The sequence below is a fragment of the Cytobacillus kochii genome, assembly GCF_044790165.1.
Classification (GTDB): domain Bacteria; phylum Bacillota; class Bacilli; order Bacillales; family Cytobacillaceae; genus Cytobacillus; species Cytobacillus kochii.
Map to the genome: position 1 here is coordinate 2918171 of NZ_CP085254.1, position 23572 is coordinate 2941742.

Below are 23572 nucleotides of genomic sequence, written 5' to 3' on the forward strand. Positions count from 1 at the left end.
CCGCCTCCATACTTACTCCATAATATTTTCTAATCCGTAAACTAACGTATCAATTTTAACTACAGTATCGACAGCTAATGCTACACCACTCATGAATGATTCGCGATTGTATGAATCATGGCGAATTTGCAGTGTTTGTCCACTAGAACCAAACATTACTTGTTGATGTGCAATTAAGCCAGGAAGTCTAACGGAGTGAATATGCATTCCATCAAAATCCGCCCCACGAGCTCCAGCTAGCGTTTCCTTTTCATTAGGATGTCCTTGCTGCTTACTCTCTCTTACATCACGAATCATCTCAGCTGTTTTAACAGCAGTGCCAGATGGCGCATCTAATTTTTGATCATGATGCATTTCAATAATCTCTACATCATTAAAGTACTTAGCTGCCATTTGAGAAAACTTCATCATAAGCACAGCACCAACAGCAAAGTTTGGCGCAATAATCGCACCTAAACTGGTATCATGACATAAATCCTCTAGTTCTTGTAAGTTCTCTTTGGTAAATCCAGTTGTACCAACAACTGGTCTCACTCCATAAGTAAGCGCTGTTTTCGTATGATGCATACCAACTTCAGGCGTGGTTAAATCAATAAGAACATCACACGCTTCATTTTTAAAACATTTTTCTATATCAGAATAAACAGGAACATCGATTCCCTCAAAACCTTTAAAATCACTTAAAATGCCACCATCATTTTTATGATCTACAACTGCTACTAATTCATAATTATCTTTGTTCTGAACTAACTTAACTGCCTCACTCCCCATTCTACCTCTTGGACCTGCAATCACGATTTTAATTGTGTTCATTATTTTTTCCCCCTTCTTCAATACGTGTCCATCTATCTTTATCGCGCGTTTGAAACTTGTGCATTACTTGGTCATGCGCTTTTGCTAAATCTATATTTAGAGAATTAGCAAGACAAATTAAAACAAAAAGCATGTCTCCCATTTCTTCTTCTATTGCCTTTTCTTTTTCTGTACTCTTTTTTGGTTTTTCACCATATGTATGATTGACTTCTCTTGCCAGCTCCCCTAATTCCTCTGTCAATCTTGCCACCATAGCAAGTGGACTAAAATACCCCTCTTTAAATTGCCCAATATAGGTATCTACTTCCCTCTGTAATTCTTCCATCGACTTACTCATTGCTTCTCACCTCATATACATACCTTTTCAAATCATTTTATTCACACTCTCCATGTTAGCTAAACATAGCCATTTTTACAATTCCTATCGTTTAATTCTTTATTTCTGTCCCATAAAAATAGTCTATGTATGAGAGAATGTGCTGCCTTGCTCCCCTATCAAGTGTGATTGCTTATCCTCTATTGAATCTATATAATGAGATGGCAAGTAATATATTTCATCATTTCGGAGGGCACTGTGAATGTTTGGATTGAAAATTAAGAATATTATCCTTATTCTGTTTGGCGCTAGTATATTCTCTTTCGGTATTGTTCACTTTAATATGCAAAACAACTTAGCAGAAGGTGGCTTTACAGGTATCACGCTCTTATTGTATTTCCTATTTGATTGGAATCCATCTTATACGAATTTGATATTAAATATTCCTTTATTTTTTATAGGATGGAAACTACTAGGTAAAAAAGCATTTATCTATACGATTATTGGTACGCTAGGCGTTTCTCTTTTCCTTGAAATATTCCAAAGATATCAAATACATATGCCATTAAAGAATGATCTTACTTTAGCTGCACTGTTCGCAGGTGTTTTTATCGGTGTTGGTCTCGGTATAATTTTCAGGTATGGTGGAACTACGGGTGGCGTTGATATTATTGCACGACTTGTTAATAAGTATACCGGTACTTCCATGGGTAAAACGATGTTTGTGTTTGACTTTTGTGTGATTGCATTATCACTGATTTTTTATCTCAAATATTATGAGGCAATGTATACTCTAGTTGCCGTTTTTGTTGGCGCGAAAGTGATTGACTTTATCCAAGAAGGAGCTTATTCTGCAAGAGGTGCAATGATTATCTCTGAGAAAAATGAAGAGATATCAGCGAAAATTCTCTATGAAATGGAGAGAGGAGTCACAGTTTTAAAAGGTCGAGGGTCTTTTACTAAGCTGGATCGTGAAGTATTATATTGCGTAGTAGCTAGAAATGAACTAACTAAATTGAAGAACCTTATCCATTCAGTTGATCCTAATGCATTTGTCACCGTATCACAAGTGCACGATGTCTTAGGAGAAGGATTCACATTGGATGAAAACAAAAAACCTTTAGAACGCTGAGATTACTAAAAACTAACAAAAAGCAACTACCTCAAGTGAGCAGTTGCTTTTACATTTAAAATATATTAATCATCATTGTTCATGCCAATAAAAGCAAGAACAAAACGCAGTAATTCCATAACAGCGATAACTGTTGCCGCTACATAAGTTAGAGCTGCTGCATTTAATACCTTTTTAGCGCCAGACTCTTCATCATTTCTAATCACACCCGAGCTTACCATAACATTGAGTGCTCTAGATGAGGCGTTAAACTCAACCGGTAATGTAATTACCTGGAATAATACCGCTGCAGCAAAGAAAATGATACCAAGTAACATCATACCAGTAAATTGAAACAACAATCCTCCTAAGATGAAAAAGAAGGATAAGTTAGAGCCAATGTTTGCAACTGGAACAAGCGCATGTCTAAAGCGTAAGAAAGCATAGTCTTCAGCATCTTGAATGGCATGACCCACTTCGTGTGTCGCCACTGATACGGAAGCAATGGAAGATCCATAATAATTATCCTCAGATAATCTCACGGTCTTATCCCTCGGATCATAATGGTCTGAAAGTTGCCCCTTTACTGGTTCGATAGAGACATTATAAAGCCCATTTTCATCTAAAACTTTTCTAGCCGCTTCTGCTCCAGTCATATTTGAAGAAGTAGATATTTGTAAATGTTTCTTATACGTCTTCTTCAAGTACATTTGAATAGCAATCGGGACAATCATAATAATGATAAAGTAAATCAAAAACGACATAGGTGAACCTCCTAATAAAGTATAAGCTTCTCATCTACATGTGCATCATGTAGACAAACACTGGAAGAAATATTCACATACTAAGCTAAAAGCTTTTAGTTAGTCACTCAGTATGACAGAATGGCTTTGTAAATAGTGAAAACACGACTTTACATGGATGCTTGTTTCTAAAAAAAACTTGATAATTGGTACATTCTTGCTTACAAACAATTCAAAAAAAAATGGGTAGCTTCGTCTCTAGATGCCTCAAGATGAAAGTCCATTTTTCCTGCCATCTCATTCTCCCATTGCCTTTTCCTTCTTTAATCTACCTTAAGGAAAAGCTTATCATGTTTATGCTTTGATTTCATTTTACCTTTTTCTTATAAGACAATTCAAGCGTTTAGCCTTAGCTCTCTGGATTTTTTTCTTTTTTCTTTCCGCCCTTATATTTTTTAAAACCGACATACGAAAGCGTTAATATAATAATACTTCCAGTTGAAATAATTACCCACCAAAGTGATGGATCAGCTTCATCATCCGTAATTGTATCGAAAATATCTTCTAGCTCACTATTCAATAATTCTAGTTCTCTTTTACCTTCTTCTTTCACCATTACATCTCGACGATATTGATCAATATATTGAATGCGTGTATGCAATTGTTGAATAGTTGCTGGCTCTACTTCTAATTTTAATGAAGGGTAAATTGTATCATAAAGAGAGAGAAAGGTATTGTACTGTGTATGAAAGCTCTCGCTATCACCCGCTTCTATTGACTCCCTTACTTCCCCAAGTGTACTTAACATCGGTCCTTTCATTTCATGCCACATCGGTTCTTTTGCAGGAGATAGGGCGTCCATTAATATCCGAAGTTTGGTTGCTTTTTGTACTTTCGACTCATACGAGCTTTGTTCTTTCTTTATTTCTTCAACTACTTCTTGGTGAACAGATGTGACAGTTCTCAAACTTTCCCTCGTTATCGCAGTTGATGTGCTTGTAGCCAATACAAATTGGTCTGTGAAATAATTCAACATTCTACTAGCCTCTTCATATTTTTGCGCTTTAACCAAGTGTAGAACTTCATCTGATAATAGATCCAATTGATTCATCATGCCATCGTCATTTTCTGTCTCTGCTACTATCATGTAAGGGAAAATGAGTGCAATAACTAAAATAATAGCCACAACTCTCCATTTCATACGTACCTGTCCTCCTTATCGGATTGCTAATAGCATTGTATGACGATGTGGACAAGGTTAGACCATTAATCAATAGATTTATCTACGAAACACTAGAAGCAATATTGGCAATAAAGAGGAAATAAAACCAGAAGACTTCTATTGGAAGTTCTAACTTTATTTTTCTATTGATAGGCTATGTTAATCTTTGTTGTTGATATTCGTTATAATCGAACAAACAGGCTATGAATAAGCTATGAATAGCGAGGTTGGTGATGAAGGTGAAGGTAACTGATATTTTAAAAGCAATTCCTAAACTAAATCCAGCTGAGAAACACCGATTAAGAGAATACCTAATTGAAAAACTTACTGCATCATCTAAGGAGATAAAAGGAAGACAGCCTCGTAAGCGTGGTGGTGCTGCAAAGAAACGTGGCATAAGCAAAGAACAAGTATGTGTTCTAGTCGCAACAGATCGTGATAAATTAGCAATTATCACGTACATTGGGTATGGATAGAATAACCAAAGGGAATTTAGATAAAGCAATTGGGCATAAGCTTTCAAAAGGTAATGTATGATGTACTGATGCCTGGAGAGCTTTTAAAGTTTACGCGAATGAAAAGGGAATGGAAATATATCAATTCAAATCAGATGGAAAAGTACGCACAAAAGGTCTTTATCACATTCAGAACGTAAACAATTATCAAGAAATGCTAAAAGGTTGATACAACGTTTTAACGGTGTGGCAACCAAATATTCAGAAAATTATCTCACTTGGTTTCAAGTCTTAGAAAGCATACAGTATCAAAACAATGTACATTAAAGTTAAGTAATTCACGATATAGAAATTATTTTCATTCGGCAAACGGCCAATTAAGGGAGAAAGGATTGTTTTTACTAATAATTGAGACTGGAGAGAGTAGGTGGTTTCATTGTTTAGGTCAGCAGTATATTTGGTACACCTATTAATATTCATATTCGTAGCTCTTTTTGGTATAGGTCCAATGTTTAGCATTGCAGCACCAGACCCAGACCGAGCCGCAATTTATAATTGGGGTTGGGGTTCATTGATTGGTATTTTTATGTTTCTTGTGTTGGTATCTGCTTATGTACAGTTAAGGATAAAAAAAGTTTGGGTGTTTTTAATATCCGTAATAGGCTTGATTGCTTTTTTTATTCTCACTTTACTATACATATACCCTTTCGTTATGAATTTTTTTTAGAATTAACAAGGTAACAAGTGTTTAATTAACGGTTGGGATAATAGAAGAAGCAAACATTAAGCAATAGAACTTCCATTACTTGGAAGTTCCTTTGTTTTCTATAACTATCAACATTAATTTTTAACATAACCTATTGATAAAAGGTTATTGATGAATGGAGGGCATTTTTAGCTGATATCGCCCTTTTCGAATACATAATAGATAGGTCAGACCTAAAGAAAATAGGCTAAGCCAGAAAGTAAAATAACCGATTTGCGGAATATATTCATTAAGTACAGAATATCTCGGTAACATAAAGAAAACGTAGTCAATCACATCATTATGCAAAGTCCAAATAGCAGCAATTATAAGATGCCAAGCTTTTATGCGATAAAAAGGGGCATAGAGCACACCTTGTACAGCCATAGCACCATGGGAAATAATAAGCATGAGTGCCGTTATCTCCACTTCACCTGTCACTTGGAACACAAGTAAATTCATCACCACTGCCCAGATACCGTATTTCACAAGTGTAACAATTGCGAGTGCTTCAAAAATAGGCCAATTTCTACCTAATAAAAAAGCAATAAGAACAATAACGAAAAACAAACTAGCAGTTGGACTATCAGGAACAAATGGAAGGAATATTGCTGGTGTATCAACTAATTGCCACATATACCAATCGTAACCATATACAGTCCCGGCAATATTGATGATTAATAGAAGAATTAAAAAGCTTCGATTACCCAATATCGTATATATTTGTTTCATAGACTACCTCACTTACTACTTTTTATGTACGATACGAAAAGAAGCTGACAACTGCTGGTCAGCTTCTTTTTCACTTTATTCAGATTCTATACTGTCGATAAATTCGACCACTTTATCAAGTTCTTCATCACTACCTGTGAATATACCTGCTGGCATAGCTCCACGGCCGTTTTGAATCACATCTTTAATCTCTTCAGGTGATAATTCAACATCGATTAAAGCAGGTGCACCTGCACCACCTTGCAATTCATTACCGTGGCAAGTTAAACAAGTATTCGCTTCCATGAGCTTATACCCCTCTGCCTCGGTATCGACTTCAGCATCTGCGACGATTTTTCCTTGTTCTGCTGCAGCCTCCCAGTCATGGTGAGCAACTGATTCCCATGTTAGGAAGGTAACCCCCGCCAATGCAAGTAACATAAAACCTGTGGCAAAAGGACGTTTTGATGGTCTACGTTCAGGACCGCGATCGATAAATGGCGCCAATGCAAGTGCACCAAATACTAATCCTGGAATAATAAATGCACCAATAACATTATATGGTCCTGATGCATATGTGTATTTTAGCAATTGATATAAGAATAAGAAATACCAGTCTGGTAGCGGAATATAAGCTGTATCACTCGGATCCGCGATTTTTTCAAGCGGTGGTTCGTGCGCAATTGTTAAACATAAGAAACCTACTAGGAAAACGGCTCCTACCATCCATTCTTTCAGTAAGAAGTTTGGCCAGAAAGCTTCTGTTTTGCCTGGATATTCCGAATAATCTTTCGGAATGAAAGTCTTACGTTCAGCAGATATACGGGAATCACCTACGAATTTCATTCCTTTTCCGCGATGCATGTAATAATTCCCCTCCTTTTAATAGAAGATTTCATTTTACAATGGACCAGAAATACCTTGTTTACGAATCATAATAAAGTGAGCAGCCATTAAGCCAAATAATACTGCTGGTAGGAAGAAAACGTGAATGGCGAAGAATCGTGTTATCGTTTGAGCTCCGACAATAGATGCGTCCCCAGCAATAAGTGTTTTTAACATTTCACCAATAAATGGAGTTGATTCGACAATTTGAATGGTAACTTTTGTTGCAAATAAAGCTTTCATATCCCATGGTAATAGATAGCCTGTTAATCCAAGTGCTAACATTACAAAGAATATTCCTACTCCAACGAGCCAGTTTAATTCACGTGGTTTTTTGTAAGCACCTTGGAAGAATACGCGTAAAGTATGTAAGAACATCATAACAATAACTAAGCTAGCTCCCCAGTGATGCATGCCACGAACAATTTGTCCGAATGCTACATGGTTTTGTAAATAATACACAGACTCCCAAGCATTTTTGATATCTGGAACATAGTACATCGTTAAGAACATTCCAGACAAGATTTGAATGACAGTTACAAAGAACGTTAGACCTCCGAAGCAGTAAACAAACGCCGAAAAGTGATGCGCTGGGTTTACATGCTCAGGTACTTCATGGTCAGCAATATCTCGCCAAATTGGCGTAATATCCAAACGTTCATCAACCCAATCATAAATTTTATTGAACAATGATTACGCCTCCTTATCGCGGTTCTGCCTTACCTAAGTGTAAGAACCCATCTACTTCTTTTGTTGGAAAAACATCAAGTGCTGCAATTGGTGGTGTACCTGGAACATTTGTACCATCTTTTGTATAAAGACCTCCGTGACAAGGACAATAGAAATGATTTTCATTTGCCTTATCTCCATTCCAGTTAACTGTACAACCTAAATGTTTACATACAGGTGATAATGCGACAACTTTATCATTCTCATCTTTGTAAACCCATGCAGTTCCAGTTTCTTCCGAAGAATACCAGCCATCTTGTTGTTCAAACGAATAGTCAACCCTAGTAGGCTCTGTTGTTAGGTCAGCAACCTTCTGATTTGTTGCAATAAAATCGCTTTCACCTTTCTTTTGTAGGACCGGATCTACTGCAAACCGCACCATAGGTAACAACATTCCTGCTGCCATGAACCCGCCTACACCTGTGAGTGTGTAATTAAGGAATTGACGTCTTGTCACACGATTTTTGCTCATACTTTTCCCCCCTCTATTATGAAGTTAAGTCCAACGGACAAAGTTCAACACAATATAAAACTAGGACATACCAATGATATATCAATCTTTATGGAAGGTCAATATAATCCTTCACTGAATCATCACAACTATGAGATTTATGTGACTCTTCAATCATTATTCTGCCATTTCTTCACAAATACATTCAGTAATTGTTTTACCTGATCTTCTAAAATTGAAAGCTTGTACTGATCATCCATGTTATCAAGCGGAATTGAAGGCATCCAAATTAACCCTCCATCTAACTGTTCTTCTACAGTTTTCCAATCACTATCAGAAGTTATGTAAAAAATATGTTTAAAATCTTGAGAAATTAATTCTTTTTCCCATTCTATTAAATCTGCAAGCCGTTTTTCCTCAGAAATGGTCTTTAGATAGCTCATTCCTGGTAACATAAGAATTCTGCCTTTAAATTGCTTTTCAAGTTGCCCAGATAAGAGGTTAATAAATTCGGTCATTGCCACTGTTTGCTGGATATCATCTGCAAAAGATACCGGATAAAGAGGAAGTATGACTGTATCAATATAATCTCTTTCTTTCAAAAACAATTGTATATCCTGTGTATGCCACTTCATCCTAATCACTCCAATTACGCCTTAATATTCCTTATTTATCATACCACGGAAATGACCTTCTATCAAAAAGCAACAGTGTCTATTTTTTGAACATTTCAGAATTCATTAAATATATTTTTTATACTTAGAGGAAGATGGTATAGGTATTATTAATATTCCTGAGGTTCGTCACGCCCATTATTTTAATTAAAACTTTAAAACTCTTAATGTGAGAATTAAACTCTAAAAGCTTGGTGTGCTATATTATGACTTCCCTATTCGCTTTCACAAGAATCATATGTCCCCTGTTTTCATTTCATCCTCTTCCGTCTCAACATATAATGAAATCAAAAAAAGATATGACTCCCTTAAAAAAATAGGAAGCATATCTTTTTTGTCTGTACTTTTCTATAAATAAAAACCTATGTTTGAAGTTTATTCAATTTCGTTGTTAATAGAATAAATCTTTCTTTATCTTGTTTATCTAATGCCTCATCAATTTCTTTGAGTAATTTTTCCTTTTGAAAACGCGCTAAGCTCTCTGTTAAGAATCTTTCAGCTATCATACGGTCTTTTTCACTTATTCTTAATGTCTTTGGCATAAAAGGATTTTCTTCTAACACCGCTGCATATTGATGAGCTTTATTGGCAGCATGGAAGTTCAACTGAATAAATATATCTTCTTCTCTATTTAAGCGGATATCATGAAATGACTTTTCTGCGTCAGTTGTCATTACATTCTCTTTGTAAAAACGAAAAGGCGCTTCATCGACACAATGTGTAGACATAATTAATCCTCTCGGACAATACTGAGCCTGTTCCACAAAATGAACCTTCTCCATTAATTGATCATGACTCATTAAGTAGTTAAGAATCCAAACACACTCTCTTCTTTTTAACTGATAATGATTAAGAAACCAACGAATAAAGTCTTTCTTTTCATTGACAGATACAGGGGCCGTCATTTTGATTCCCTCCTCTGCTGCAGCTTTAATTTTTTTCACTTAAGCTTCAGGTAGACTTTCTGATGATGCAAACCTCTACGACTCATCTGAAAGCCGCTGCAGGATATCCTGATATTCTTCGTTGTGAGGTTCCAAACGAGTAAGCTTACTAAAAAGTTCGGCAGCCTCCTTTCGTTTTCCTTCTTCAATTAGAAAATATCCATAGTCTGCCAAGAAATCCGGCTGCTGTTTAAAATAAGTATATGCTTCATTGTATTTGTTTAATGCCTGTGAATATTCTTCTATTTCTTGATAACTTTTTGCTGCATCCCATAATAGTTGTGGATCAATCACTTCTGCGCTTTGCATTAATTCTGCAATTTCAATTACATCATTGAAACGCTCGTTATTCATAAAAACTTTATTAATCACAATAGCAGCATCAATATATTCTGGATCAATCGCTAACGCTTCTCTTAGGAGGTCAACTGCTAGTTGTTCATCTGGAATTTTCAAGGCTAGCTTACCACCATAAAAATAAAGTTCTTTATTATATTCATCTTGTTTAATTCCCAGTTTTACTGTTGCTAAAGCTTCTTGAACTTGTTCTTCACGTTCATATGCCTTTGCGAGATGTAAATACAGCGAGTGAAATTCTGGATCTATTTCTTTGAGCTCATTAAATTTCTCAATGGCTACTTGATTATAACCAGCTTGTAAAGCTGTGAATGCATAGCTAAATAGCGTATGTATTTCCAACTTTTCTTCAAGCGCTTTTTCATAATAAGGCAATGCTTCTTCAAAAGCACCCCCTGCACTTAAACTTTCAGCCATTCTTTGGTTAACGTTTACACCGCCAATAAGCTCCTTTTTTGTCAGTACTTTTTCATATAATTTAACTGCTTCTAAAAATTTTCCTTGTTCTGCACTCAACTCACCTAAGGCAAAATCGATAATTGGCTCCTCGGGAAGTATCGCTTTCGCATCTAATAACTTTCTTTCACTTACCTCATATAAACCTTCCATCTGATATAAGTCTGCCAACAATAATAAGGCTTGTGGATAACTAGCATCTTGTTGATTTACTTGCTCTAATACGAGCACTGCTTCTTCTTCATTTCCTAGATCAATGAAGATTTCTGCTTTCATTACAAGCAGTTCGCCTTCCTCAGGGTAGGCATCTAACAGCCTCTCTATTAGTTGGTGTGCCTCTTTTAGAAACCCATATTGCATCAGTTCTTCCGCTAAAACAAACCTCTCTTCATGTGTACCATGAGAAAGTATTTCTTTATATTTTTCTAATGCCTCATCATGTAACCCATTTTCTAACAAGGCTATAATCTTTTTTACTTTATCCATATCTATATCCTTTCAATACAATTATGATAGCTGGTAGTATGATGGTGTCTTAATCATGACTCTCTTACCAAATCCTTCAAGCGGATGATGCCAATCACCTGCCCGTAAGACTCTCCCACGTAAACATGAGATGACCAGCCTCTCTCTATGATAATGATATACATCTAATTCTTCAATATTTGTGATTTCCCTGCCTCGTTTGTAAAAATTATAATTCGCTTCTAATCCAGGTTGTAATTGTGTTTTAAAAGGGTATATACCGATTGTTGCTTGCGTTTGCTCATTGATTAATTCACCATTTTTCAATGGATGAGCCACATATGGCAGGCGATGCTTTTTCATATAATACACCCACTTTTGTTGCAGTAAACGGTAGTCTTTTTCATTATCAACATGCTTAAAAATAGGGATTAAGTTACTAAAGTAAGGAAAGAACGCTTCTTTCACCCATCCCCATGGCATATCGTCTAAATCATTGATTCCCGTTATTTCCACAAAAACAGCAGGAATTTTTTCTTTTCTTAATAATCTTATCATGTCTGGCTGCAGTGAAGCCAATGGCAATTGCACCCCTAACAAATAATCAATTGGAGAAATTTTCAGCTTATCATCCAACAGTTGGATAGCTGACTTTAATTGATGTTTATAGCTTATTTCCACTTTCGTCATGAACACTAAACATCCCTTTAAAATCAGCTCAGAAAGAAAGAAGTTAGGCATATCGTCAGGTATTGTCTCAACATACTTAACGAGGGGAGGAGAAATCACGTACGGATCTCCGTCTATTTTCATATACGTATATTGCCTAAAGGGTGCTTCTCTAACGGAAAGGATTTTCTCATTACCGATAACGTAAGAGGTAGGAACATAGGCGCCCTTGCTTTTATTCTGTCGATAAACGTTCTCAATCATATATACCATTTATCATCATCCTTATCTCATCTTTTTAGACAAGCTATGATGAAAACAAGAATATATGATTAGTTTTTACATTTCGCTCACAAAAAGAAAAACTTGTGGTGCATACCGTATGTCATCATTGGCATGTACCACAAGCGAATAGATATGATTTATATTTACTTTACTAATAAATGATCAATATGATCAAAGAAGCTTGGATAAGAAACAGCGATAGCATCTGGCTGATAGAGTTCTATATCCCCGTCTGAAATTAATGAAGCAATGGACAGCATCATACCAATACGATGATCACCATAGCTCTCGACAGTTCCTCCCGATAGAGAAGTTTGACCTTCAATAATCATCCCATCATCAGTTGCTTCAATATTTGCACCTAGTTTTTTCAACTCATTCACAACTGTATCAATACGATTCGTTTCTTTTACTTTTAATTCTTGCGCATCTTTAATAATCGTTTTCCCGGTAGCTTGTGTCGAAAGTAGGGCAATAATTGGTATTTCATCAATTAATCTCGGAATCATTTCTCCATCAATTGTGACACCTTTAAGTTCAGATGTTTCAATAAAAATATCACCTGCAGGCTCCTCGTGACCGTTACTCTCATAAGGCTCAATCGTCATTTTTGCACCCATTTCTTTTAGTACATCAATGATACCTGTTCTTGTTGGATTTAAACCCACATTTTTGAGGACGATTTTACTATTAGGTACGATAGCTCCTGCTGCTAGGAAAAAGGCAGCTGAGGAAATATCTCCTGGTACGATAAGATTCGTTGCTTTAAATGATTGACCACCTTCAACTGAAATCATTCCATTATCATTTGACACTTTTCCACTGAAGGCATGGATCATTCTTTCTGTATGATCTCTCGTTTTTTCAGGTTCAATAATTTTTGTTGTCCCTTTTGCTTGTAATCCAGCAAGTATGATGGCAGATTTCACTTGAGCACTGGCTACTGGTAAAGTGTAGGTGATTGATTCAAGCTCACCACCTGTAACAGATAAGGGAGTGAACTCACCTGATTGACGTCCCTCAATTTTAGCACCCATTTCCTTTAAGGGTCCAACCACTCTTGTCATAGGACGTTTACCAATTGACGAATCACCGATTAAAACACTATGAAAAGGGCGCCCAGAAAGGATACCCATAATGAGACGAATGGTTGTTCCTGAATTACCGACATCAAGTACTTCTTCTGGTTCTTTTAGGGCGTCCATACCTTCACCATGAATAATAACTGTTTGATTTTCATGCTCTATTTTAACACCAAGTTTTCTAAAACAAGCAATTGTACTAAGGCAATCTTCACCAGCTAAAAAATTCTTAACGACTGTTTTCCCTTTTGCAATTGAACCGAACATAATCGACCGATGAGAAATCGATTTATCACCAGGGATATGAATCTCACCAGATAATCCATTATGTGTAAAATTCAAATTCTTTACGCTCACACTTAATCACCCTTTTTTTAACATTGTTACATGCCAATTGTATGTTCAAAAGATGTTTGTCTATTTATGCAATCTATCGCACGATCACGATCCTCTTCTGTTTGAAAGCTAATCACAAGCACGCCAGTTATTTCTTCTCTCGTTTCTCTAATACTAATATTTGTGATACTAATCTCTTCCTTTGCTAAATATCCAGTAATTTCCGAAATGACACCTGGATAATCAGGGACATCGACAAATAGGTCATAAAAGGCCGGAATGGCTCCTTTTTGTTTTTGTGGCATTTCATCACGAAAGGTTTTGGCAGATTGGAAATATTGAAAGATCTCTTCATTATCCGCAGTAGTAAGCATTTCATAGACATAGTTCATTTCTTTCTTCCAGTCTTCTAATAAATCTAACAACACCTCATTATTTTGCAAGAGAATATCACGCCACATCGCTGGGCTACTAGAAGCAATTCTTGTAATATCCCTAAATCCACCTGCAGCAAGGCGGGGAATCAGCTTTTGTGTTTGACTACTCTCTTCGGCTCGACGAACGAGAGAAGCAGCAATAATATGCGGAAAATGACTAATCACACCTGTTAAGTAATCGTGCTCATGTGGTGTCACTGTAATAAACTTTGCCTTTGTACTAGTCAGCCACTCTTTTAAACGATCGATTTTCTCTTCCGTAATATGCGGTTCAGGTGTTAAAAGATAGAAGGCATTCTCAAATAAAAGTCGTCTGGCTGCAGATACACCACTCTTATGTGAACCGGCCATCGGATGACCACCAATGAATGTAAAACCTTTTTGTTTTAAATCATTGGCAGATGATATAATTTCTTTCTTCGTACTTCCCGCATCTGTTATAATTACATCTCTTTTAAGATCCATGTATGCGAGCTCTTCTACTATTCTTTTTGTCTCATTTACTGGTGTAGCAATAATAATCAGGTCAGCCTTCTCAGCACCTTCACGAATAGTTGAAACTGACTCATCAATTACACCCAACATCTTACCGAGTTTTAACTGTTCTTTATTTACATCATAACCGCTACATTTGGCTTCAAGATGAGTATGCTTAATTGAAAGTGCAATAGAACCACCGATTAATCCTAGACCAATAACAAATACTTGTCCATTCATGTTTTAACACACCTCTTGTTAGAAAACTCATTGATTGACGAAGGTATGAGGTTAAATTGCTAAATAGAAAAATACCACTACCCTACAAATACTTTTTCATGTAAAACAATTTCAGAGACGATTTTCGCCTCTGAAATAAAAAATTCCTAATTAAGATACTGTCTTGATTTCTGATAGAAATTGAGACATCGCTTGTATAACACCATCATTTTGTTCCTTCGATCCAACTGTTACCCGAACAGCTGTAGGAAAACCTAATGCTTGACCCGATCTAACAATATAGCCCTTTTCTAATAGTGATTGAAAGACGCGATTTCCCTCCACAGCAAAGTCAATTAAAATAAAATTTCCTTGGGATGGATAGTAATCTAATCCGTTTTCCTCACAAAATTGATAAAATTGCGCTAATCCACTACGATTCTCTTGTCTACATTTTTCAATGAACACATCGTCAGATAACGCCTGTATAGCTACTTCTTGACCGAAGCGGTTGGCATTGAATGGTTCCCTGACTGGCTCTAACGCGCGAATGAGTGGTGCTTGAGCAATCCCGTAACCAATACGTAGGCTAGCAAGTCCATAAATCTTAGAGAAAGTACGAAGAGCGATGACATGTGGAAAAGCCTCAACAATTTTAATGGAATCATGGTAATCTTCTGCTGTCGTATATTCACAATACGCTTCATCTAGTACAACTAATACATCTTCAGGAACTTTACTAATAAACGACACTAGTTCATCGTTGGGAATATAGGTGCCAGTTGGGTTGTTCGGACTACAAACCCAAACGATTGCTGTTTGCTCATCAATTTGCGCTAACATATTCTCTAGATCATGCTGCCCTTCTTTTAGCGGTACCTCACGTACCTCTGCTCCTTCAATGATTGCATTATGTTTATATTGAGGAAAGGTTGGTGTAGCCATAACAGTATTTGTTTCAGGACTTAATAATGCACGAGAAAGCATCATAATTGTCTCATCCGAGCCATTTCCAAAGATTAATTGATCCTGACTCACACCAAGATGACTAGCTAGGGCTTCACGCAAATTTGCAGCATATCCGTCCGGATATAAAGCAAAAAATGCAGAAGGTTGCTGAATTGCCTCTGACGCTTTTGGTGAACAACCGAAGGGATTTTCATTAGAAGCAAGTTTTGTTATTTCACTTAGTCCATATTGTTTTTTTACTTCATCTATAGATTTTCCAGGTTGGTAAGGGGTCAAATTTAATATTTGCTGCTTCCACTTCATTTTCCTCATACTCCTCTTCTTTATCTATTTAATTCTTGTTGTAAATCCGGTCGTAATGATACTGCATTTCCTAAATAAATATGAGAAATTTTTTCTTGAGCAATCTCCGTGTTCACATGCATCATCACCCGAATACATTTTGTTAAACCTTTTGGAACAGGAATTTCTCTCATACACATAACGGGCACATATGTCCATCCCTCAATTGCCCGGAGCGCCTTTGCTGGAAAGGCTTCTGTGATGTCATCTGTTACAGAAATAAATACACTTACGACAGAATGTGCATCTATATGATTCTCCTTAATCATTTCTCGTAGCAACTGCTCGGTAGCTGCCACTATTTCTTTTTCTTCATTCTTTTCAACAGTAACCGCACCTCTCACCCCACGTATCACCTTTATCCCCCCTTATGAAAGCTTGCCAATTCTTCTAGTATGATTTCATCGGAAATATCCTCTAAAACTGGTTTCCCGATTCTGGTTAACAACACAAACTTTACTTGGCCTGCAACACTCTTTTTATCTTGTTTCATTCTTTTTAATAGATTTTCATGACTTATATGAACAGGAATCGTGGTTGTATATCCTAAAATCTGTAACCATTGTGTGAAATCTTCTACATTAAATGAAAGATTTAATTTTTTCTGACTTAATTTAAGAGCAAAAATCATTCCAACTGCGACCGATTCACCATGCGTCCAACCGCCGTAGCCCATTTCTGCCTCAATCGCATGACCTAATGTATGACCAAAGTTTAAATATGCTCGCACACCTTTTTCTTTTTCATCCGCTGCGACAAACTCTCCTTTTATTTCTATGCCTCTTGTTAAAAAGGATGAAAGTAACGTAGGAGAAAGTTCTTCTAGCGTATGGAGTTCACTACGCATCTGTGCATAAAACACTTCATCATGAATGAGTCCATGCTTAATTACTTCAGCGAACCCTGAGCGTTTTTCCTGCAAAGATAGTGATTGCAAAAATTCTAAATCATAAAAAACTGCTTCCGGCTGATGAAAAGCACCAATCATATTCTTTCCTAAAGGATGATTGATGGCTACTTTACCACCTACTGCACTATCGTGGGCAAGAATGGTTGTTGGGATCTGTATAAAAGGGATACCTCTCATAAACGTAGAAGCAACAAACCCTGCCAAGTCACCAATTGCCCCTCCACCTATAGCAATAATAAGCGATTTTCTATCGAGCTTTTTCTCAAGCAAAAAGCCGGTAATGTCATAATAGACATCAAAAGTCTTTGCATTTTCTCCGCTAGGTGCAATGTAAACGGAGAAGGGCAGCTCATTAAAAGCTGCCTTTAAGTCGTTCCAATAAATATCCGCTACCTTTTCATCAATAATGATGCCAATATTGGTGACTTCCTTCATATTTTCTTGAATGAATGCTTGTACACCATGAATAGCGCCGCTACCAATAACGACTGGATAAGAGTGATGTTGAGTTGAAATTTGCAGCTGCACCATCTTTAAAACTCCTTTGCATACCGTTTTTGATCGGCAATTATATCCTTTAACGTCTCAAAGCGATCTGCATAGAATTGTTCAACAATCGCGCTTGCTAACTCCCAAGCAATTACATGCTCTGCCACTACTGCCGCCGCTGGTACTGCACAACTATCTGAACGTTCAATACTAGCATTAAAAGGTTCTTTCGTATCAATATCTACACTTTCTAATGGTTTATATAGTGTTGGTATAGGTTTCATTACACCTTTAACAACAATCGGCATACCAGTTGTCATGCCTCCTTCAAAACCACCAAGATTATTGGTTTTACGATAATAACCTTTCTCCTCACTCCAAGCAATCTCATCATGTACTTGACTACCTGGCTTTTTAGCGGCTTCAAAGCCAATACCAAATTCAACACCTTTAAAGGCGTTTATACTCAACATCGCATAAGCAAGTTTTGCATCTAGTTTACGATCATAATGAACATAACTACCAACTCCCGAAGGCATACCTTCTACAACTACTTCAACGACACCACCAATAGAATCACCATTCTTCTTGGCATTGTCAATCGCTGCCATCATCTCTTCTGCTGCTACACTGTCTAAACAACGAACTGGAGACTCTTCAGTTATTGTTTTTAATTCTTCCATTGAAGAATAACTTTTCACATTTGAGACGATTCCACCGATCTCCACAACATGACCCACAACTTCAATGCCTAAAGATGATAATAACTTTTTCGCTACTGCACCCGCTGCTACTCTTACTGTTGTTTCTCGAGCTGATGAACGTTCTAATACATTTCTCATATCTCTATGACCGTATTTTACAGCACCATTTAAATCCGCATGACCTGGTCTCGGTCTTGTTATTTTTCTTTTTACTTCTTCTAATTCCTCCGGTTCGATTGGTGCTTGCCCCATAATCTTAGTCCAATGCTTCCAATCATCGTTCTCAACGACAAGTCCAACCGGTGATCCTAATGTATATCCATGTCTAACGCCGGATGTAATCTGGACAGTATCTTTTTCAATTTGCATCCTACGGCCACGACCATATCCTTTTTGCCTTCTTGCAAGTGACTCATTAATATCTGTTTCTAGTAATGGCAACCCTGCAGGCAAGCCTTCAATAATTGTTGTTAATTGGGGTCCATGTGATTCCCCAGAAGTTAAATATCTCATTACTCTTTCCCCCTTCAACGCTTTAAAGGATTATGTATCAATATAACATATGAACATCCATAAACATAGTATAAATTTAAAAATAATCTTTTATTTCTATAAAAAATATGTAACTAATTAGGTTGAAAAGCCTATTTATTTTATTAACGGCAGTCCGCTTGTCTTTTTATAAAAGAAAGATTGCTGATTTTTCAAGTCATATAGAGAGGGATTAAATATTTGTTCCGTACTTCCAACAAATAAGTAACCACCATTTTTAAGTGCTTTACTAAATTTGCTATAAATCATTGCTTTTGCTTCTTCGGTAAAATAAATAAGGACATTTCGACAAATAATTAAGTCATAGTCTTTTAAAAAAGAATCGGCAAGTAAATTTTGCTTTTGGAAGACTACTGTTTGTTTAATCTCATCTGATAGAATATATTGTTTTCCTTCTTGAAAAAAATACTTCTTTTTCATTTCATCAGGTATCTCCTGAAGAGATCGTTCATGGTAAATGCCTGTTTTTGCTCTCAGTAGTGCAGATTCATCAATATCAGTAGCAAAAATTCGGATTTTTGAAAGAGGTAAATACTTAGATAAGATCATCGCTAGTGTGTATGGCTCCTCTCCTGTTGAACAGGCAGCACTCCATAACTTCAATGGCTCTTTCTTCTGTAACAATAGAGGTAGTATTTCTTTTTCTAACACTTCCCACCTCTTTCGATTTCGGTAAAACTCAGAGACATTAATCGTCATACGATCTAAAAACTCAGCCAACAGCTTTTTGTCTTTAACCATCGCAAGATATAACTGGTTAAAAGATGTATACCCCTTTTTATCATAGAAAGCTTGAAGTCGCCTTTTCATTTGTGTTTCTTTATATTGAGCCAAATCAATGCCCGTATATTGGTTAACCTTTTCAATAAATTGCTCATATTCATGTTCGTACATGAGGTGTACACCTCCCTTATAAAGCTACATTTTCTATCTAGTATAAAACAAAAGTGCAAATAATGTTGAAATTTTTTTGAATTGCCGTAAATAATTCGATTTGCTTTATAAAAAGTACAAAAATTCAGGGGAGAGTTTATCGTTTTCACTCTACTCTTGATAGAGTAGCTTAATGAATTGTCCTTAAACGACTTTGCACAGCCAAATTTTTTCTTTTTTACTCTTGATGGATGCGTTTATCCCTTTTGGTGAAGTTATTCTTAAATGTGGACACACTAATCCCTTTTGCTCAGCTATCTTTCTCTTTTTCACTCCATATGGACGCGGTAATCCCTTCTCCTCAACTGTATATAAACACAAAAATTAATAGAGCCATTATTTAAACAAAAAAACGCCTGGCAATTGCCAGACGTTTTTAGAGTGAATAGATTAGTTAGACCAATCGTTGATTAACTTTTTGTATTCGACAATTTGCTCTTCTTTAAAGAACAGACCGATTTCACGTTCTGCACTTTCTTTTGAGTCTGAACCATGAATAACATTCTTACCAACAGTTACTGCGAAATCACCACGGATAGAACCTGGTACAGAATCTTTAGGGTTAGTTGCACCCATCATTTGACGAGCTGTGGCAATCACATTTTCACCTTCCCAAACCATTGCAAAAACGGGTCCAGAAGTAATAAAGTCTACTAATTCACCAAAGAAAGGACGCTCTTTATGCTCCCCATAATGCTCTTCTGCAAGCTCAGTAGGAATACTCATTAACTTAGCGCCTTTTAGTTGGAAGCCTTTCTTTTCAAAACGAGAAACGATTTCTCCAATTAAATTACGTTGTACACCATCTGGTTTAACCATTAAAAAAGTTTGTTCCATTTTCAAACACTCCTCTTGCTCTATGTATTATTTATCATCCATAATCCATCAAAAATATTATCATTGTTTTGACAATTTAGCAACTTCCAATTGATAAAATGACCGTTTCGGTTAAAACTTTCTTTTACCAATTGTTTTCGCAATATCTCGCAGTAAATTTTTTGCGCGGTTTTGTGGAAGCTCAGCAATTAAATTTAGCGCTTTTTCAAGGTATAATTCACTTAATGTTAAGCTACGATCAATCGCATCGGAATTTTTTATCAATTCTAATGCTCGCTCAATTTCTGCTTCTGTTGAATGGTCAGTTATTTTTACTAAATCGTCTTTAATGGCAGGTGTTTCCATAGCCAGTAAAACAGGTAAAGTAATATTCCCTTGCTTCAAATCACCACCAGCAGGTTTCCCTAGCTCTTTTTCTGTCCCTACAAAATCAAGCACATCATCAATAATTTGATAACTCATTCCAATATAATAACCTATATAATATAACTTTTTATGTAACTCATCCTCTACATCAGCTGCGATTGCTCCTAATTGACAGCTCGCTGCAATGAGTATAGCGGTTTTTCTTCTAATTCGACGTAAGTACTTTCGCAAATTTTGATTAAATTGAAATTTATCCTCAATCTGTTCAATTTCACCTAAACATAATTCCACAAGCGTGTGAGCTAAAATTTGGTGCGCAATCGGTTTATTAATGTTAGAGAGAACATCCAGGGCTCTCGCAAAAATATAATCACCGGTATACATAGCAATCCGGTTATCCCACCTAGATTTAATTGTCGGCTGTCCGCGACGCAAATCTGCATCATCAATTACATCATCATGAACAAGTGACGCCATATGGATGAGTTCTAATGAAACTGCTACATTTTTTATGTTATTAATATCATAGTTGCCAAATTTACCACCAAGTAAAACAAATACGGGTCGTAATCTTTTTCCACCAGCCTGTAATAATGAAAGGGATGCCTCATGAAGCAAAGGCGATTCAGCCTGTATAGTGTCCTCTAATTCTTTTTCAATAATATTGATGTCAGCATTCAAAAAAGAATAGATCATCTTTAATTTCATATCGATACTCACCCAGCTTTAAATCCTTCATGCACATTCATACTTGTCAATGATGAATTACATTTCAGAACAAATTATTATTTATGTCCAATATGGACCGCCGCAACGCCACCAGTATATGGCTTATACTCAACATCACGAAAACCTGCTTTTTTAAACATTCCCGCTAATTCTTTTATACCAGGAAAATCTTTAGCAGACTCTTGTAACCATGAATATTCCTCATAGCTTTTTGCAAAGATTTTACCAAATGCCGGCATAATAAAACGGAAATAAAAACGGTAGCCTTGTTTAAAGCCAATCATTGTCGGTTGAGAAGTTTCTAAGCAAACAGCTATACCACCAGGCTTCACTACACGATACATTTCCTTTAAGACTTGCATATAATCAGGAACATTCCGTAAGCCGAATCCAATTGTTACATAGTCAAAGCTATTATCAGGGTATGGTAATTCCATCGCGTTTCCATGGACTAATTCTATGTTCTTGATTGGGTGATTGCTCACCTTCTCTTCACCAATCTTAAGCATATTTTTGCTAAAATCTAAACCAATGACTTCCCCTTTTTCACCTACAGCTTCTGATAATGCTATCGTCCAATCGCCCGTTCCACAACAAATATCGAGCGCTTTTGCCCCAGGCTTTACATCCATTCGTTTCATCGTATCTTTCCGCCAGCGCAGGTGCTGTTGAAAACTAATGACTGAATTCATCTTATCGTAATTACCATATATTTTTTCAAATACTTTATGCACACGTTCTTCTTTCGATTGTACCATGTATTTAACCTTCCTCTACAAATGACTGAACAGCTTCTTGTTGCTGGCTTTTCATCCATTTTAGTTTTTCTCTAAATAGCTCTGTATGTTCGCATTTATCAATGGATTGCTCAATTTCTTTAAAGGATAAGGAGACGTATTTATCACAAATATGAATAAGACTTTGTTTATTGTTATGCAAAGTAAATGGTACACTTTGCTCAGTCTCAAATAATTTAGATAAAGCGTCAAATAAAATGGACGGTTTACCAGCTAAAAATTGTTTTTTCTCGAGTAACACTCTATTAATAAAAACAAGATTTGCTGCCAATTCACCAAGCTCACCTCTATTGTAAAAGTGAGTAATACGATCAAATAAAGAGGACTCCGTCTTTTTTATAGACTCCATTAACGATTCTACAGTAACTCTGGCATGGCTATAAACAGAAACTTTATGTTCATTTACTTCCATAATACCTTCAGCTAAAGTTCGTATCATAAAAATATCATCTATTTCAGCTAAAATTTGGTAGTATAATCCACTATAATAAGTTCCTGCTAAAATGGTGAGCTGCCTTCCCTTTAGACGCTCTAATGGCAGAGGTTCATTTTGAACGCTTTCGTGTGTATCAAGGGCGATTTGCACAAGCATGGTCGTTATGATATATTTATCTGCTTTGGATTTCGGTATTTGCAGGTTATCGACAATAAACATGATTAAAAGAAGCTTGTCTTCGTCAATATATGGTTGTTGAATGATCTTTGACATATAAGGTTGACGCGTTTTTTTCTGAAGAACTTCCTTTAAGTTCATTAATCGTGTATTCATATCTTGTAGTTTGGCGTTCTTGTTTGCATTCATTATATATTCCCCCGATACGGGCAATCCTTATGATCGACATATGAACCAATCATTTACTAAAGATTATTTATAGTAGCACTTCCCTTTTACATTGCCCAAAAAGTGACTTAATTGTTCTCCATTAGACATAAAAAAAGCCTCTCACTTTTATAAAATCATTGCTTCCATTCCTTTTTTAAAGCTTATTTAACTTGAATGGTAGAGCGCTTGACTTCAATGATAAGCCAGTGACAATTATATCATAAAACAAAGTGACTTGTTAGGGGAATATAAAGGAAAGGCATATAAATTCATATCAATCGATCATACCTTTAAGCTTTCTTTTCACTTTCTACTTCTCCATATGCTGTTACGATGGACGCATGCCCTCGTATTTTAATAGCAGAAGTATGCTCCGTAAATTGAGCAATCATGACTTCTCCCTCATCTAATTTCTCCGAATGATGAAACCTCGTGTCCGAGCCTCTTGTTAAACCAATCACATTTACGCCATCTTCTTTTGCTTTAATGACGACATATTCATTGCCAGGATTTGTTCTCTCCATTTGAGTCACCTCTAT

Annotated in this window: 25 protein-coding genes and 1 pseudogene; 2 read left to right on the forward strand and 24 right to left on the reverse strand. The window is 36.4% G+C overall.

The window, feature by feature from the left end; genetic code table 11:
• Positions 1–12: 12 nt before the first annotated feature.
• Together dapB and LG276_RS14905 are read right to left on the reverse strand one after the other, a co-directional pair.
• Positions 13–813, reverse strand: coding sequence for a 4-hydroxy-tetrahydrodipicolinate reductase (gene dapB / locus LG276_RS14900; RefSeq protein WP_224937443.1), 801 nt, complete (start codon positions 811–813; stop codon positions 13–15).
• On the reverse strand, positions 800–1150 hold the full coding sequence (locus LG276_RS14905; RefSeq protein ID WP_224937442.1) for a nucleotide pyrophosphohydrolase: 351 nt from the start codon (positions 1148–1150) through the stop codon (positions 800–802). Before LG276_RS14905 ends, dapB begins: the two co-directional genes overlap by 14 nt.
• A gap of 241 nt (positions 1151–1391) precedes the next feature.
• Here LG276_RS14905 and LG276_RS14910 point away from each other — a divergent pair, with 241 nt between their 5' ends.
• Positions 1392–2261 carry a YitT family protein gene (locus tag LG276_RS14910; RefSeq protein WP_095372776.1) on the forward strand — a complete coding sequence of 290 codons (870 nt, stop codon included), beginning with the start codon at positions 1392–1394 and terminating at the stop codon, positions 2259–2261.
• A gap of 65 nt (positions 2262–2326) precedes the next feature.
• Here the strand turns inward: LG276_RS14910 and LG276_RS14915 are convergent, their stop codons facing one another.
• Positions 2327–3004, reverse strand: coding sequence for a zinc metallopeptidase (locus LG276_RS14915; RefSeq protein WP_095372775.1), 678 nt, complete (start codon positions 3002–3004; stop codon positions 2327–2329).
• Positions 3005–3392: 388 nt separating this feature from the next.
• Complete coding sequence (gene ypjB / locus LG276_RS14920) at positions 3393–4184, reverse strand: sporulation protein YpjB (RefSeq protein ID WP_251161923.1); 792 nt, start codon at positions 4182–4184, stop codon at positions 3393–3395.
• A gap of 359 nt (positions 4185–4543) precedes the next feature.
• On the opposite strand from ypjB, the pseudogene LG276_RS14925 reads away from it, so the two are divergent.
• Positions 4544–4978 (forward strand): annotated as a pseudogene (locus tag LG276_RS14925) (IS1595 family transposase); the annotation flags it as partial.
• 553 nt (positions 4979–5531) lie between these two features.
• Here the strand turns inward: LG276_RS14925 and LG276_RS14930 are convergent.
• The 20 genes from LG276_RS14930 to mtrB form a co-directional block, all read right to left on the reverse strand.
• The gene (locus LG276_RS14930) at positions 5532–6137 is read right to left on the reverse strand and encodes a DUF1405 domain-containing protein (RefSeq protein WP_251161924.1); all 606 of its coding nucleotides are present in this window, start codon (positions 6135–6137) and stop codon (positions 5532–5534) included.
• Between the two features lie 75 nt (positions 6138–6212).
• Positions 6213–6980, reverse strand: a complete 768-nt coding sequence (locus LG276_RS14935; protein ID WP_095372771.1) for a menaquinol-cytochrome c reductase cytochrome b/c subunit — start codon at positions 6978–6980, stop codon at positions 6213–6215.
• A gap of 36 nt (positions 6981–7016) precedes the next feature.
• On the reverse strand, positions 7017–7691 hold the full coding sequence (gene qcrB, locus LG276_RS14940) for a menaquinol-cytochrome c reductase cytochrome b subunit (RefSeq protein ID WP_191810886.1): 675 nt from the start codon (positions 7689–7691) through the stop codon (positions 7017–7019).
• Between the two features lie 13 nt (positions 7692–7704).
• A complete protein-coding gene (locus tag LG276_RS14945; protein ID WP_095372769.1) occupies positions 7705–8202 on the reverse strand; it encodes a ubiquinol-cytochrome c reductase iron-sulfur subunit in 498 nt (165 codons plus the stop codon).
• A 149-nt stretch (positions 8203–8351) separates the two neighbouring features.
• Positions 8352–8816 carry a YpiF family protein gene (locus LG276_RS14950; RefSeq protein WP_224937439.1) on the reverse strand — a complete coding sequence of 155 codons (465 nt, stop codon included), beginning with the start codon at positions 8814–8816 and terminating at the stop codon, positions 8352–8354.
• 401 nt (positions 8817–9217) lie between these two features.
• Complete coding sequence (locus LG276_RS14955) at positions 9218–9760, reverse strand: ReoY family proteolytic degradation factor (protein WP_224937438.1); 543 nt, start codon at positions 9758–9760, stop codon at positions 9218–9220.
• Positions 9761–9835: 75 nt separating this feature from the next.
• Positions 9836–11098: a lipopolysaccharide assembly protein LapB gene (locus tag LG276_RS14960; RefSeq protein WP_224937437.1), complete on the reverse strand. Its 1263-nt coding sequence runs from the start codon at positions 11096–11098 to the stop codon at positions 9836–9838.
• Between the two features lie 21 nt (positions 11099–11119).
• Positions 11120–12019: a hypothetical protein gene (locus LG276_RS14965; protein ID WP_224937436.1), complete on the reverse strand. Its 900-nt coding sequence runs from the start codon at positions 12017–12019 to the stop codon at positions 11120–11122.
• Between the two features lie 155 nt (positions 12020–12174).
• Positions 12175–13470, reverse strand: a complete 1296-nt coding sequence (aroA, locus tag LG276_RS14970; RefSeq protein ID WP_224937435.1) for a 3-phosphoshikimate 1-carboxyvinyltransferase — start codon at positions 13468–13470, stop codon at positions 12175–12177.
• Between the two features lie 26 nt (positions 13471–13496).
• On the reverse strand, positions 13497–14603 hold the full coding sequence (locus LG276_RS14975) for a prephenate dehydrogenase (RefSeq protein WP_224937434.1): 1107 nt from the start codon (positions 14601–14603) through the stop codon (positions 13497–13499).
• A 150-nt stretch (positions 14604–14753) separates the two neighbouring features.
• Positions 14754–15854 carry a histidinol-phosphate transaminase gene (gene hisC / locus LG276_RS14980; protein WP_224937433.1) on the reverse strand — a complete coding sequence of 367 codons (1101 nt, stop codon included), beginning with the start codon at positions 15852–15854 and terminating at the stop codon, positions 14754–14756.
• Between the two features lie 20 nt (positions 15855–15874).
• Positions 15875–16249 carry a chorismate mutase gene (aroH, locus tag LG276_RS14985; protein WP_095372762.1) on the reverse strand — a complete coding sequence of 125 codons (375 nt, stop codon included), beginning with the start codon at positions 16247–16249 and terminating at the stop codon, positions 15875–15877.
• A gap of 2 nt (positions 16250–16251) precedes the next feature.
• Positions 16252–17334: a 3-dehydroquinate synthase gene (gene aroB / locus LG276_RS14990; RefSeq protein ID WP_224937432.1), complete on the reverse strand. Its 1083-nt coding sequence runs from the start codon at positions 17332–17334 to the stop codon at positions 16252–16254.
• A 2-nt stretch (positions 17335–17336) separates the two neighbouring features.
• Positions 17337–18509: a chorismate synthase gene (gene aroC / locus LG276_RS14995; RefSeq protein WP_224937431.1), complete on the reverse strand. Its 1173-nt coding sequence runs from the start codon at positions 18507–18509 to the stop codon at positions 17337–17339.
• 135 nt (positions 18510–18644) lie between these two features.
• Complete coding sequence (locus LG276_RS15000) at positions 18645–19442, reverse strand: protein-glutamate O-methyltransferase CheR (protein WP_224937430.1); 798 nt, start codon at positions 19440–19442, stop codon at positions 18645–18647.
• A 429-nt stretch (positions 19443–19871) separates the two neighbouring features.
• Positions 19872–20318, reverse strand: coding sequence for a nucleoside-diphosphate kinase (gene ndk, locus LG276_RS15005; RefSeq protein WP_341106868.1), 447 nt, complete (start codon positions 20316–20318; stop codon positions 19872–19874).
• Positions 20319–20429: 111 nt separating this feature from the next.
• Positions 20430–21392 carry a heptaprenyl diphosphate synthase component II gene (gene hepT, locus LG276_RS15010; RefSeq protein WP_224937429.1) on the reverse strand — a complete coding sequence of 321 codons (963 nt, stop codon included), beginning with the start codon at positions 21390–21392 and terminating at the stop codon, positions 20430–20432.
• Between the two features lie 77 nt (positions 21393–21469).
• The gene (locus LG276_RS15015; protein ID WP_281202323.1) at positions 21470–22171 is read right to left on the reverse strand and encodes a demethylmenaquinone methyltransferase; all 702 of its coding nucleotides are present in this window, start codon (positions 22169–22171) and stop codon (positions 21470–21472) included.
• A gap of 4 nt (positions 22172–22175) precedes the next feature.
• Positions 22176–23012: a heptaprenyl diphosphate synthase component 1 gene (locus LG276_RS15020; RefSeq protein ID WP_404292262.1), complete on the reverse strand. Its 837-nt coding sequence runs from the start codon at positions 23010–23012 to the stop codon at positions 22176–22178.
• Between the two features lie 311 nt (positions 23013–23323).
• Positions 23324–23557: a trp RNA-binding attenuation protein MtrB gene (gene mtrB, locus LG276_RS15025; RefSeq protein WP_095372754.1), complete on the reverse strand. Its 234-nt coding sequence runs from the start codon at positions 23555–23557 to the stop codon at positions 23324–23326.
• Positions 23558–23572: the final 15 nt, after the last annotated feature.

Excerpts from the sequence above, each read along its gene's own strand:
- LG276_RS14975 (WP_224937434.1), bottom strand. The coding sequence starts at position 14,603 with ATGAATGGACAAGTATTTGTTATTGGTCTAGGATTAATCGGTGGTTCT.
- aroB (WP_224937432.1), bottom strand. The coding sequence starts at position 17,334 with ATGGTGCAGCTGCAAATTTCAACTCAACATCACTCTTATCCAGTCGTT.
- LG276_RS15020 (WP_404292262.1), bottom strand. The coding sequence starts at position 23,012 with ATGAATGCAAACAAGAACGCCAAACTACAAGATATGAATACACGATTA.
- LG276_RS14960 (WP_224937437.1), bottom strand. The coding sequence starts at position 11,098 with ATGGATAAAGTAAAAAAGATTATAGCCTTGTTAGAAAATGGGTTACAT.
- LG276_RS14930 (WP_251161924.1), bottom strand. The coding sequence starts at position 6,137 with ATGAAACAAATATATACGATATTGGGTAATCGAAGCTTTTTAATTCTT.
- LG276_RS14965 (WP_224937436.1), bottom strand. The coding sequence starts at position 12,019 with ATGGTATATATGATTGAGAACGTTTATCGACAGAATAAAAGCAAGGGC.
- LG276_RS14915 (WP_095372775.1), bottom strand. The coding sequence starts at position 3,004 with ATGTCGTTTTTGATTTACTTTATCATTATTATGATTGTCCCGATTGCT.
- hepT (WP_224937429.1), bottom strand. The coding sequence starts at position 21,392 with ATGAAATTAAAGATGATCTATTCTTTTTTGAATGCTGACATCAATATT.
- LG276_RS15015 (WP_281202323.1), bottom strand. The coding sequence starts at position 22,171 with ATGGTACAATCGAAAGAAGAACGTGTGCATAAAGTATTTGAAAAAATA.
- LG276_RS14910 (WP_095372776.1), top strand. The coding sequence starts at position 1,392 with ATGTTTGGATTGAAAATTAAGAATATTATCCTTATTCTGTTTGGCGCT.
- ndk (WP_341106868.1), bottom strand. The coding sequence starts at position 20,318 with ATGGAACAAACTTTTTTAATGGTTAAACCAGATGGTGTACAACGTAAT.
- LG276_RS15000 (WP_224937430.1), bottom strand. The coding sequence starts at position 19,442 with ATGTACGAACATGAATATGAGCAATTTATTGAAAAGGTTAACCAATAT.
- LG276_RS14905 (WP_224937442.1), bottom strand. The coding sequence starts at position 1,150 with ATGAGTAAGTCGATGGAAGAATTACAGAGGGAAGTAGATACCTATATT.
- mtrB (WP_095372754.1), bottom strand. The coding sequence starts at position 23,557 with ATGGAGAGAACAAATCCTGGCAATGAATATGTCGTCATTAAAGCAAAA.
- LG276_RS14950 (WP_224937439.1), bottom strand. The coding sequence starts at position 8,816 with ATGAAGTGGCATACACAGGATATACAATTGTTTTTGAAAGAAAGAGAT.
- LG276_RS14945 (WP_095372769.1), bottom strand. The coding sequence starts at position 8,202 with ATGAGCAAAAATCGTGTGACAAGACGTCAATTCCTTAATTACACACTC.
- hisC (WP_224937433.1), bottom strand. The coding sequence starts at position 15,854 with ATGAAGTGGAAGCAGCAAATATTAAATTTGACCCCTTACCAACCTGGA.
- aroC (WP_224937431.1), bottom strand. The coding sequence starts at position 18,509 with ATGAGATATTTAACTTCTGGGGAATCACATGGACCCCAATTAACAACA.
- ypjB (WP_251161923.1), bottom strand. The coding sequence starts at position 4,184 with ATGAAATGGAGAGTTGTGGCTATTATTTTAGTTATTGCACTCATTTTC.
- dapB (WP_224937443.1), bottom strand. The coding sequence starts at position 813 with ATGAACACAATTAAAATCGTGATTGCAGGTCCAAGAGGTAGAATGGGG.
- LG276_RS14955 (WP_224937438.1), bottom strand. The coding sequence starts at position 9,760 with ATGACGGCCCCTGTATCTGTCAATGAAAAGAAAGACTTTATTCGTTGG.
- LG276_RS14935 (WP_095372771.1), bottom strand. The coding sequence starts at position 6,980 with ATGCATCGCGGAAAAGGAATGAAATTCGTAGGTGATTCCCGTATATCT.